This window comes from Micrococcus sp. (assembly GCF_030523875.1).
Classification (GTDB): domain Bacteria; phylum Actinomycetota; class Actinomycetes; order Actinomycetales; family Micrococcaceae; genus Micrococcus.
In genome coordinates this window covers 1-11651 of sequence record NZ_JAUNHR010000067.1, presented here as the reverse complement: position 1 = coordinate 11651, position 11651 = coordinate 1, and the positions used below count along the sequence as shown (strand labels likewise).

The window sequence follows — 11651 nt, the reverse complement described above, 5'->3', positions numbered from 1 at the left end:
AGGGCGGCCGCGGCGGGCCGAGCCGGGGCCGGCGCGAGCCGACGGGCGGCGGCGAGCGGGGCGACGGCGTGACGGGCGGGGGAGCCTCCGCGGCGGGGGCCGCGGCGGCGTCGGCGAGAGGTGGCCATGGCGCCATTCTCACCCACGGCCGCGCAGCGGAGGCAACCGCGCACCCGGCGGCGGGACGGGGCGGGAACATCGGGCCGCCGTCGCCGGTTGGCACCGGGCATGAGCACCCCTGAGCCGAGCATCGACCCCACCGCCGCCCGGGCGGACGCCGCGGGCGCGGACCGCGCGCCCCTGACCGACGAGGAGTGGGCCCGCCGCCTGAGCCCCCAGGAGTTCGCGGTCCTGCGCCGGGCGGGCACCGAGCGCCCGTACACGGGCGAGTACTGGGACACCCACGTGGAGGGCGTGTACGCCTGCCGGGCGTGCGGGCAGGAGCTGTTCCGGTCCTCGGAGAAGTTCGACTCGCACTGCGGCTGGCCCTCCTTCTTCGCCCCGCTGGCCGAGGACCGCGTGGAGTACATCAAGGACGCCTCCCTGGGCATGGAGCGCATCGAGGTGCGGTGCGCGGCGTGCGGCTCCCACATGGGGCACGTGTTCGCCGGTGAGGGCTACGGCACCCCCACGGACCTGCGCTACTGCATCAACTCGATCTCCCTCCGCCTGGACCCGCGCTCGCTGGCCGCGGCCGAGGACGCGGCGGGCGAGGTCGACGCGCCGGGGCGGGGGCACGCGTGAGCACCGCCCCGGGGCTGCGCGCGTTCGCCTCGGACAACTACGCCGGCGTCCACCCGGACGTGTGGGCCGCCCTGGCCGACGCGGACGCGGACCACGCCGTCTCCTACGGCGCGGACCCGCTGAGCGAGCGCCTGCAGGAGCGGGTGCGGGAGCAGTTCAGCGAGCAGGCCTTCGCCGTCCCGGTGTTCACCGGCACGGCGGCCAACGTGCTGGCCCTGCAGGCGATGACCCCGCCGTGGGGCTCGGTCCTCACCGCGTCCGGCTCCCACCTGCTGCACGACGAGGGCGGGGCTCCGGTGCGGATCGGCCGCGCCCCGGTGGTCCCCCTGGACACCGACGACGGCCGGCTGCGCCCGGAGATGCTCGCCGCCCACCTGGACCGGCGCGGGGACGTGCACGCGAGCCAGCCCGCCGTCGTCGCGATCGCCCAGGCCACCGAGGTCGGCACCGTGTACACGCCCGAGCAGGTGCGGGCCCTGGCCGACGTCGCCCACGACGCCGGCCTCACCCTCTACATGGACGGGGCCCGGCTCTCCAACGCGGCCGCCGCCCTCGACGTGCCGCTGCGGGCCTTCACCGCCGACGCCGGCGTGGACGTGGTCTCCTACGGGGGGACCAAGAACGGGGCCATGGGCGCCGAGGCCGTGGTCGTGCTGGATCCGGAGGCCGTGGTGGCCGCCCGGCTGCTCGGGCCCGCCGATCTGCCGGGCCAGGACCCGGCCGACGCCCGCGCCCGCGCCGCCCAGGCCCTGGGATACCTGCGCAAGCAGGACATGCAGCTGGCCTCCAAGCACCGCTACCTGGCCGCCCAGCTGCTCGCGCTGCTCACGGACGACCTGGGCGTGCGCCTGGCCGGACGCGCCAACGCGATGGCCGCCGAGCTCGCCGACCGGGTGGCGGGGCTGGACGGCGTCGAGCTGGTGCGCGCCCCCGAGGCCAACGCCGTGTTCGCCCGCCTGGACCGGGCGGTGGCGGACCGGGTGCGCGCGAAGCACCCGTTCTACGACTGGGACACCGCATCCCGCGAGGTGCGCTGGATGACCTCGTGGGACACCACCCCGGCGGACGTGGACGCCTTCGTCACCGCGCTCGGCGAGGCCCTCGAGGAGGCCGCGGCGCGCTGAGGGGCGGGGTCCGGCGTCGTGCGGCGCGCCCCCGGCCCGAGGGCCCCCGCCCGCCCTAGGCTGGGCCCATGCCCACCCCCGGTCCCCTGCGCGCCGGCGGCGCGCAGGCCCGTCCCGCGCCGCCGGCGGCGTTCCGGGACGCGCTGGCGGACCTGCGCGACGCGCGGCCGCGGCCCGAGGTGCGCCTGCGCCCGATCGAGGCCCCGCCCGGGCCCGCCCCGCACGCCGTGGCGCTCGCGGCCGAGGTCCTGGACCCGGCCGCCGGCGAGGACGGCGTGCTGGCCACGGGCCGGTTCGTGCTGCTGCACGACCCCGCCGGCTCCCCCGTGTGGCACGGCACCTTCCGGGCCGTCACGTACATCCGCGCCAGCCTGGAGCCGGAGGCCGCCAACGACCACCTGGCCGGGGCGGTGGCGTGGACGTGGCTGGCCGAGGCCCTCGACCAGCGCCACGCCGAGCACTCCCACGCCGGCGGGACCGCCACCCGGCAGCTGGCCGAGCACTTCGGCGTCCTCGCCGACGAGCCCGGCTGGACCGACCTCGAGCTGCGCGCCTCGTGGACCCCCGCGCCCCGGGACCTCGGCGCGCACCTCGAGGCGTGGTCCGACATGATCTGCGCCTTCGCCGGCCTGCCCCCCGAGGCCGACGCCACCCACGCCGCCGGGCCGCGACCGGCGCCCCGAGACTGACCAGGAGACCCATGCCCCCCGCCGACACCCCGTCCGCCCCCGCCGAGTCCGGCCCCGCCCCGGAGCTGGTGTCCGCGCCCGCCGGCGGCGTGCCCCGCGTGACGGACACCCCGGCGGGCCTGGCGGCGTGCGCCCGCGCCCTGCGCGCCGGCACCGGGCCGGTGGCCGTGGACGCCGAGCGCGCCTCCGGCATCCGCTACGGGCAGCGGGCCTTCCTCGTGCAGCTCAAGCGGGAGGGCGCGGGCATCTGGCTCGTGGACCCCGAGGCCTTCGAGGACCTCACCGAGCTGGACGAGGCGCTGCGCGGCGCGGAGTGGATCCTGCACGCCGCGAGCCAGGACCTGCCGTGCCTGGCCGAGCGGGGCATGGCCCCGGACCGCCTCTTCGACACCGAGCTGGCCGCGCGCCTGGCGGGCCTGCCACGCGTGGGCTTGGCCGCCGTGCTGGAGTCCCGGCTCGGCCTGACCCTGGCCAAGGAGCACTCCATGGCCGACTGGTCCACCCGCCCGCTGCCCGAGCAGTGGCTCAACTACGCCGCCCTGGACGTGGAGCTGCTGGTGGAGCTGCGGGACTCCCTCGCCGGGCTGCTGGCCGAGCAGGGCAAGCTGGAGTGGGCCGAGCAGGAGTTCGAGCACGTGCGCACCGCCGCCCCGCCGGCCCCGCGCCAGGACCCGTGGCGGCGCACCTCCGGCTCCCAGACGCTCACCAAGCCGGTGCAGCGGGCCGTGCTGCGCCGGCTCTGGCAGGCCCGCGAGGACCTGGCCCGCCACCGCGACACCGCCCCGGGGCGGCTGCTGCCGGACTCCGCGCTCGTGGCCGCCGCCGCCGCGCCCCCGCGGACCGTGCCCGAGCTGCGCGGGCTGCGCGGCTTCCACGGCCGCCACGCCGCCAAGGAGGCCCCGCGCTGGCTCGCCGCGATCCGGGCCGGGGTGGACGACGCCGACGCCGGCCAGGCGCCCCCGCGCCACGCCCCCGGCGGCTCCGACGGCCCGCCCCCGCACCGGTCGTGGAAGGACCGCGACCCGCTCGCGGACCGCCGGCTGAAGACGGCCCGCCCCCGGGTCGCCCGGCAGGCCGAGGCGCTGGGCATGCCCACGGAGAACCTGCTGACCCCGGACACGCTGCGCCGTCTCTGCTGGGCTCCCCCGGAGCCGATCACCCCCGAGTCCGTGGCCGCGGCGCTCGCCGGCCACGGCGCGCGCCCCTGGCAGGTCGAGGCGGTGTCCGCCGTCGTCACCGTGGCGCTGCTGGACCCGGACCCCGTCCAGGACTGACGGCCCTGGATGCCGGGACGGCCGGTCCCGGGTACAGTGAGAGTCGCATCACAACCGTCCGCCACGCCTGGGAGCACCATGAGCCACCACCCGGCCCCCCTGTCCGACTTCGACCACCTCGTCCGGCTCGCCGCGGACGAGGTCCTGACCCGCGCCGAGGTCACCGACCACCCCCTGCCCGGCGACGCCGGCACGCTGGCCCTGATCACGCTGGACAACGGCCAGGGCCCGCGCCGGCCCGCCTCGGCCACGCCGTCTACGACCGCCTCGACGCGTTCCCGGCCTCGGCGAGGTCCTCGACGCCCAGGCCGCGCGCGCCGAGGCCGGTGAGATCCAGGCCCTGGCCGTCACCGGCGTGGAGGGCGTCTTCGCCGCCGGCGCGGACCTCTCCCTCGTGGCCTCCCTGCCCGCCGACGCCGAGATCGGCCGTGCGCTCGCCCGCCTCGGCCACGCCGTCTACGACCGCCTCGACGCGTTCCCGGCCCCGACGTTCGCGTTCGTCAACGGCACCGCCCTCGGCGGCGGCCTCGAGCTCGCCCTGGCCGCCGACCACCGGATCGTGGCCGCCGACGCGAAGGGCTTCGGCCTGCCCGAGGTGCGCCTGGGCCTGATCCCCGGCTGGTCCGGCGTGTGGCGCGTGCCCCACCTGATCGGCCCGGAGGCCGCCGTCGAGGTGGTGCTGAAGAACCCGTTGGACAACAACCGCACCCTGGACGCCCGCACCGCCCACCGGCTGGGCCTCATGGACGTCGTCGCGGAGTCCGACCTGATCGCCGAGGGCCTGCAGCTGGCCGCCACGGTGGTCTCCGGCAGCACCGCGCCGGCCGCCGACCGCCCCGCCCCGGACGTCTCGGACGCCGCCTGGGACCGCGCCCTCGCGGCACTCGAGAAGCTCCAGGCCACCCGGCCCGGCCGCGAGCTGCCCGCCCGCCACGAGCTGGCCGAGCTCTTCACCGCCGCCCGCACCCGCTCCCGCGCCGAGTCGGCCGAGGCCGAGGCCGAGAGCCTCGCCCGCCTCATCGCCTCCGCGGAGTTCCGCCGCACCGTCTACGCCTTCCTCGGCCTCGTGCAGGGCCGCGCCAAGCGCCCGGCCGGACACCCCGGCGCCGAGCTGGCACGCGAGGTCCGCAAGGTGGGCGTCGTGGGCGCGGGCCTGATGGCCGGCCAGCTGGCGCTCGTCTTCGCCCAGCACCTGCAGGTGCCGGTCGTGATGACGGACATGGACCAGGAGCGCGTGGACCGCGGCCTGGCCGGCGTGCGCTCGCAGGTGGAGCGCATGGTCTCCCGCGGCCGGATCACCGCCGAGCAGGGCGAGGCCCTGGCCGGTCTCATCACCGCGGACACGGACAAGTCCGTCTACGCGGACGCGGACTTCGTGATCGAGGCCGTGTTCGAGGAGCTCGAGGTCAAGCGCACGGTGTTCCGGGAGCTCGAGGGCATCGTCTCCCCCGAGGCGATCCTGGCCACCAACACCTCCTCGCTGTCCGTGTCCGCCATGGCCGAGGTCCTCGAGCACCCCGAGCGCCTCGTGGGCTTCCACTTCTTCAATCCCGTGGCCCAGATGCCGCTCGTGGAGGTCGTCCGCGTGGAGCGGACCTCGGACGAGTCCGTGGCCACCGCCTTCGAGCTGGCCCGGCGTCTGCGCAAGACCGGCGTGCTGGTCAACGACGCCGCCGCGTTCGTGGTCAACCGCGTCCTGCTGCGCCTGATGGGCGAGGTCCAGGCCTCCTTCGACGAGGGCACCGACGCGCACACCGCCGACCACGCCCTCGACCCGCTGGCCCTGCCCATGACGCCGTTCACGCTCGCGGCGATGGTGGGCCTGCCCGTGGCCCAGCACGTCTCCGAGTCCCTGGCCGCCGCGTTCGGCGAGGAGCGCTTCCCCGTCTCGGCGAACGTGCAGCGCATGATCGACGGCGGGAAGACCGCCCTGTGGGCCAAGGACGTGCGCAAGGACCGCGTCGAGGAGGAGGCCGCCGGCGCCACCGGCGAGACGATCCCCGAGGCCACCGCGGCGCTGCTCGAGCAGGGCGACGCCCCGCAGACCGCGGAGCAGCTGCGCACCCGCGTGGAGGACGCCCTGGCCGAGGAGATCGGCCTGCTCCTGGACGAGGGCGTCGTCGCCGCCCCCGAGGACGTGGACCTGTGCATGATCCTCGGCGCCGGCTGGCCGATGCACCTGGGCGGGATCACCCCGTACCTGGACGACTGCGGCGCGAGCGAGCGCGTCCGGGGCCGGCGCTTCCACGCCTGATCCGCCCCGCACCGGCCGCACGGCCGCCCCCCCGCCGCCCGGGGCCCTCGCACGAGGGCCCCGGGCGGCGGCGTGTCCGGGCCCGGGGCACCGGACCCGGGGAGGGATCAGTGCGGCAGGCCCGCGAAGGTGTGCAGGTCCGCGGCCAGGCCCTCGAGGGCCTCGGCCTGGGTGGCCACCGGCGCAGACGCGGTCCCGCCGCCCCAGTCGGAGGCGACCACGACGGCGTCGCGCACCGTGTGGACCGCCAGGACGTGCCCCTCGGACACCACCTCCACCCGCCGGTCGGCCTCGCCGCCCGGCGACCCCGGGGCGGCCACGCGCAGCACGGCCCGCGGCATCCGCAGCGGGCCCTGCAGAGGGGAGGGCTCCTCCAGTCGGGCGTGCTCGGCGCCGCCGGCGGCCGCGGCGGCGGGCAGCAGCAGGTGCTCGGCCCACGAGGGCACCACGTCCGGGTCCAGGCCCACCCGCTCGCGGTCGATCCGCACGCGCTGGGCGCTCACCGAGTCCTCGTGGTCGCACCAGTCCCATGTGGCGCCGTCGGCGGCGAACGCCACCCGCGCCTGGGCGAGGTAGCGCCCGGGCAGGTCGGCGCGGGCGCGGCGCTGGGCGCCGGTGGGCTGGAAGGCCATCCGCGTGGTCAGCACGCCCTCCCTCAGGCGGCGGTGCAGGAAGCCGGCGTGCACCCCGTCCAGGGTCACGGCCTCCCAGCGGTCGAAGGGGCTGAGATCGTATCGGGCGGTCACGGGGCTCTCCTGGCGGCGGGGGGCGGGCGGTGGGGACCCCGGCATCATCCCATCCGGGCCCGGGCCGGGTGACATACTGGCCCCATGACCTCGCAGGACATCCCCGACCCCCTCTCCTCCACGCCGTGCCGCGGCGGCTGCGCCGGCCACCCCGGCGGGGCCTCCCGCCGCACCGTGCTCGGCCGCGGCTCGCTGGCGGCGCTGGCCGGCGCGGGCTCCCTCGCGCTGGCCGGGTGCACGCAGGAGATCAAGGACAAGGAGAACGCGCAGGACCACTACGCGGGCTCGGAGGCCACGGACGCGCTGGCCGCGGAGGATCTGCCGGTGGGCGCCACCCAGGCCGTGGAGGTCGGCGGGCGCACCCTGCTCATGCACCGCGTGGACGAGGAGACCGTCACCGCGTACTCCAACGTCTGCACCCACCAGGGCTGCCTCGTGCAGCCCGTGGACCGCGCCGAGGGCCCGGCCTACGCCTGCCCGTGCCACGGCTCCAACTTCGACCCGGTGACCGGCGAGCCCTTCGGCGGGCCGGCCCGGCAGCCGCTCATGGACTACGAGGCCGCCGTGCAGGACGGGCGGATCGTCGTCAAGCTCTGAGCCGGCTCACTCCCCCGGCTCGACCGGCGCGCCGTACCGGCGCGCTGGCAGCCGCCCGGGGTGCGGGGCGTGCCCGGCGTAGGGGTCGGGGCGGCCGATCGAGGTGGGCGCTGCGCGGCCCGAGCGGGGCGGCGGCAGGACCACGGGGTCGCGCCGGTTGGGGTCCCAGTCCGGCTGGGCCGCCCGGCGGGCCGGGTAGTGCCGGTGGCGCCACCAGAACCAGATCAGCGCCCCGAGGCCGGGCAGCATCAGCATCATCAGCGCCCACGGCAGGCGCCGCCGCTCGTCCAGCGGCCCCCGCAGCAGGGACACCAGGCCGGCCACCCAGAGGGCGCCGACGACGAGGGACAGGATCCAGGCGAGCCACGGGGCCATCAGGGCGTCCTCCCCGCCGAGGCCGTACGTGCCGGCCGCACCGCGCTCAGAACAGCGCCACCGGGTCGGGCGCCGGGAACAGCGCGTCCAGCTCGGTGAGGTCGGCGGCGGTGGGCTCCCAGTCCGCGGCGCGCGCGTTCTCCGCGACCTGCTCGGGGCGCGTGGCCCCGGCGATCACGGAGGCCACCGGCGACTGCGCGGCGAGCCACCCGATGGCCGCCTGCACCTCGGTGATCCCCCGCGCGGACGCGAAGGCCCCGAACGCGGCCAGCTGCTCGAGGTCCGCGTCGGCCACCATGTGCTGGCGCACGTGGGACAGGCGCGAGCCCTCCGGGGCCGTTCCCTGCGAGTACTTGCCCGTGAGCAGGCCGTTGGCCAGCGGGAAGTAGGGCAGCACGCCCAGGCCGTACTCGGCCGCCGCGGGCAGCACCTCCAGCTCGGCGCGCCGGTCCAGGAGGTTGTAGTGGTTCTGGGCGGAGACGAACCGCTCCGTGCCCAGCTCGCGGGCCACGTGCTCGGCCTGGGCGATCTGCCAGCCGGCGCGATTGGAGTGGCCCACGTACAGCACCTTGCCCGCCCGCACGAGGTCATCGAGCGCCGCGAGGGTCTCCTCGATCGGGGTGTGCGGGTCCGGGGTGTGGAACTGGTACAGGTCGATCCGGTCCGTGCCGAGCCGGCGCAGGGAGGCCTCCACCGCCCGCACGATGTACCGCCGGGCGCCGCGGGCGCCGTCGTCGCGGCCGTTGGCCCCGCCCATGTCCATGCCGAACTTGGTGCCGATCACGGCCTCGTCCCGGCGCGAGCCCAGGGCAGCGCCCAGGCGCGTCTCGGACAGGCCGGGCTCGGCGCCGTACATGTCCGCGACGTCGAAGAAGGTGATGCCGGCGTCGAGAGCGGCGTGCACCACCGCGTCCGAGCCGGACTGGTCCAGGGTGGCGGTGCCGGGGCGGCCGAGGTTGTTGCACCCCAGGCCCACCACGGACACGCTCAGGCCGGAGCGGCCCATCCGTGCGCTGCGCATGTGCTCAGTCCCTCCCCTCGGCGTCGGCCGCGGACGTGCCCGCGGCGGATGCGCCGCCCCGGGACACGGTGCGGGCCGTCACCTTGTTCGGCTGCACGCCGGGGGCGCGCTTGGCGGCGGCGGGCACCTCGGCGCACGCCTTGGCCGCGTGCGGGGTGCGCACGGTGAGCACGAGCTGGCCGTCGCCGTCGGCCACGTCCGTGACCTCGCCGAGCCCGCGCCAGGCCAGCTGGTGGGTGAGCTCCTCGCGCAGGGCCTCGGCGTGGCGCCGCTCGATGTCCGCAGGCGTGCGGCCGCGCAGGCGCAGGCCCACCTCGACGACGTCGAACGTCTCCGGGTCCGCCTCCGCGTACCCCTCCTCGATCCCCTGGGCGAGGAACGCCGCGAGCAGCTCGCGGCCCTCCTCCTCGCCGGAGACCGGCTGGTCCCCCACGGTGCCCGGGTGACCGACCCGGCCGTGGTGGACGGTGAACACGGAGGCGTCCGGCTCGAGCCAGGCCTCCCGGTACTCGAACACGCGGCGGCCGTCCTCGGCCGTGGTGTCCCGCTGCAGGCGGACGATGCTCACGACTGCTCCTCTCCGGGGGTGCGACGACGGCCGTCCTCGGTCTCGAGGACCGGCTCGGCGTCCGGGGTGCGCCCCGGGACGGGGCGGGCGTAGGGGACCTTGGCGCCCAGGACCTGGGCGACGGTGTCCTGGGTGATGCGCCGGGCGGTCAGGCCCACGCGCTCGAGCACCTGCTCCCGGGTGCCGTGGGCCAGGAACTGCACCGGCAGGCCGACCTCGTTGAGCGCGGTGTCCACGCCCGCGGCGCGCATCTCCTGGCGGATCCGCGAGCCCACGCCGCCGGCGCGCACGCCGTCCTCGAGGCACACCACGATCCGGTGGCGGGCGGCCATCCCCACCACGGACTCCGCGACGGGCAGGACCCAGCGGGGGTCGACCACGGTGGCGGAGATCCCGTGCTGCTCGAGGCGGCGGGCCACGTCGAGGCCGAGCTCGGCGAACGAGCCCACGGCCACGATCAACACGTCCCGGTCCGCGCCGTCCTCGCCGGTGCCCTCGCCGAGGCGGGCCAGGACGTCCGTGCCGTCTACCAGGCGCTCGAGGGCGCGCACCGGCTCCCCCACGGAGCCCTTGGCGAAGCGCACCACGGTGGGGGCGTCGTCGACCGCCACCGCCTCGCGCAGCTCCTCGCGCAGCGTGTCGGCGTCGCGCGGCGCGGCGATCCGCAGCCCCGGGACGGACTGCAGCAGGGCCAGGTCCCACATGCCGTGGTGGCTCGGCCCGTCCGGGCCGGTGACGCCGGCGCGGTCCAGCACGAACGTCACGCCCGCACGGTGCAGGCCCACGTCCATCAGGACCTGGTCGTACGCGCGGTTCAGGAAGGTGGCGTACACGGCCACCACGGGGTGCAGGCCGCCGAAGGCCATGCCCGCGGCGGAGGTGACGGCGTGCTGCTCGGCGATGCCGACGTCGAACACGCGGTCCGGGTGCGCGGCGGCCATCGGCGCCAGTCCCACCGGGTTGCGCATGGCGGCGGTGATGGCGACGACGTCGGGGCGCTCGTCGGCGATCGCCACCATCTCCTCGCCGAACACCGAGGTCCAGGACTGCGCGGTGGAGGAGGACACGGGCTCACCCGTCTCCGGGTCGATGCGGCCGATCGCGTGGAACTGGTCGTCCTCGTGGGCGACCGCGGGCGCGTAGCCGTGGCCCTTCTCCGTGATCGCATGCACGAGCACGGGCCCCCCGTACGCGCGGGCGTCCTCGAAGGCGTCCTCGAGGGCGGCGAGGTCGTGGCCGTCCACCGGGCCGATGTACTTCATGCCCAGGTCCTCGAAGAGGCCCTGCGGGGCCCACAGGTCCTTCAGGCCCTTCTTGGTGGCGTGCAGCGGGCGGTAGACCAGGTCGCCGGCGGTCCCGGCCGCCTTGAGTCGGCCCTTGAGGAAGTCCAGCGTCTGCTCGTAGCGCCGGTGGGTGCGGACCTTGTCCAGCACGCCGCGACGCAGCCCGCCGAGGTGGTCCGCGAGCCCGCCGACCGTGGGGGCGTACGAGCGGCCGTTGTCGTTGACCACGATCACCACGCGGCGGTGCCGGTCCGCGGCGATGTTGTTGACCGCCTCCCAGGCCATGCCGCCGGTCAGTGCGCCGTCCCCGATCACGGCGACGACCGTCCGGTCCCCCTGCCCCGTCTGCTGCCAGGCACGGGAGATGCCGTCTGCCCAGGACAGCGAGGAGGATGCGTGGGAGGACTCCACCACGTCGTGCTCGGACTCCGTGCGGTCCCCGTAGCCGGAGAGCCCGCCCTCCTGGCGCAGCGAGGCGAAGTCCTGCCGCCCGGTGAGCAGCTTGTGCACGTAGGACTGGTGGCCGGTGTCGAACACCACGGCGTCCCGCGGGGAGTCGAACACGCGGTGGATCGCCAGGGTCAGCTCCACGACGCCCAGGTTGGGGCCCAGGTGGCCGCCGGTCTGGGAGACGTGCCGGATCAGGAACGCCCGGATCTCGGCCGCGAGCCCGGGCATCTCGTCCTCGGACAGGGCCGCGAGGTCGGCGGGCCGCGTGATCTGGGGCAGCAGGGGGGCGCCGGCGGCGCGGGGCTTCTCGGACATGGTCGTACCAGGGTACTCCGCACGCACGACGGCGGCCCGTCACCCCTCCGTGCGGGAGGGGCGACGGGCCGCCGTCGCGGGCCGGCCGGCGCGCGGGGCGCCGGCCGGGCCTGCGGGATCAGGCCTTGGCCGCGATCTGGCGCAGGACGTACTGCAGGATGCCGCCGTTGCGGTAGTAGTCGGCCTCACCGGGGGTGTCGATGCGGACGAC

10 protein-coding genes and 1 pseudogene are annotated in these 11651 nt (G+C 76.7%); 6 read left to right on the top strand and 5 right to left on the bottom strand.

The features are described 5' to 3' along the window. Positions 1-228: 228 nt before the first annotated feature. The 5 genes and pseudogenes from msrB (at position 229) to Q4D18_RS09040 (ending at position 6085) form a co-directional block, all read left to right on the top strand. Positions 229-744, top strand: coding sequence for a peptide-methionine (R)-S-oxide reductase MsrB (gene msrB / locus Q4D18_RS09060; RefSeq protein ID WP_303127533.1), 516 nt, complete (start codon positions 229-231; stop codon positions 742-744). After that, on the top strand, positions 741-1868 hold the full coding sequence (locus Q4D18_RS09055; protein ID WP_303127531.1) for a low specificity L-threonine aldolase: 1128 nt from the start codon (positions 741-743) through the stop codon (positions 1866-1868). Before msrB ends, Q4D18_RS09055 begins: the two co-directional genes overlap by 4 nt. 68 nt (positions 1869-1936) lie before the next feature. After that, positions 1937-2557, top strand: coding sequence for a DUF3000 domain-containing protein (locus tag Q4D18_RS09050; RefSeq protein ID WP_303127529.1), 621 nt, complete (start codon positions 1937-1939; stop codon positions 2555-2557). A gap of 11 nt (positions 2558-2568) precedes the next feature. Next, entirely contained in the window at positions 2569-3831 is a 1263-nt protein-coding gene (locus tag Q4D18_RS09045; RefSeq protein WP_303127526.1) for an HRDC domain-containing protein, read from the top strand. A 78-nt stretch (positions 3832-3909) separates the two neighbouring features. Then, positions 3910-6085, top strand: a pseudogene (locus Q4D18_RS09040) (3-hydroxyacyl-CoA dehydrogenase NAD-binding domain-containing protein). Between the two features lie 107 nt (positions 6086-6192). Here Q4D18_RS09040 and Q4D18_RS09035 read toward each other — a convergent pair. After that, positions 6193-6831 carry a hypothetical protein gene (locus tag Q4D18_RS09035; RefSeq protein ID WP_303127523.1) on the bottom strand — a complete coding sequence of 213 codons (639 nt, stop codon included), beginning with the start codon at positions 6829-6831 and terminating at the stop codon, positions 6193-6195. A gap of 84 nt (positions 6832-6915) precedes the next feature. Here Q4D18_RS09035 and Q4D18_RS09030 point away from each other — a divergent pair, with 84 nt between their 5' ends. After that, entirely contained in the window at positions 6916-7428 is a 513-nt protein-coding gene (locus Q4D18_RS09030) for a Rieske (2Fe-2S) protein (RefSeq protein WP_303127521.1), read from the top strand. Positions 7429-7434: 6 nt separating this feature from the next. On the opposite strand, the gene Q4D18_RS09025 is transcribed toward Q4D18_RS09030, so the two are convergent. From Q4D18_RS09025 to dxs, 4 genes are read right to left on the bottom strand one after another with little or no spacing between them, the layout of a single operon-like run. Continuing rightward, positions 7435-7803, bottom strand: a complete 369-nt coding sequence (locus Q4D18_RS09025; RefSeq protein ID WP_303127518.1) for a PLD nuclease N-terminal domain-containing protein — start codon at positions 7801-7803, stop codon at positions 7435-7437. 46 nt (positions 7804-7849) lie between these two features. Further along, entirely contained in the window at positions 7850-8824 is a 975-nt protein-coding gene (locus tag Q4D18_RS09020; RefSeq protein ID WP_303127516.1) for an aldo/keto reductase, read from the bottom strand. 4 nt (positions 8825-8828) lie between these two features. Next, positions 8829-9392, bottom strand: coding sequence for a hypothetical protein (locus Q4D18_RS09015; RefSeq protein ID WP_303127513.1), 564 nt, complete (start codon positions 9390-9392; stop codon positions 8829-8831). Further along, positions 9389-11440: a 1-deoxy-D-xylulose-5-phosphate synthase gene (gene dxs, locus Q4D18_RS09010; RefSeq protein WP_303127511.1), complete on the bottom strand. Its 2052-nt coding sequence runs from the start codon at positions 11438-11440 to the stop codon at positions 9389-9391. The genes Q4D18_RS09015 and dxs overlap by 4 nt, the downstream gene beginning before the upstream one ends. Between the last annotated feature and the right edge of the window lie 211 nt (positions 11441-11651).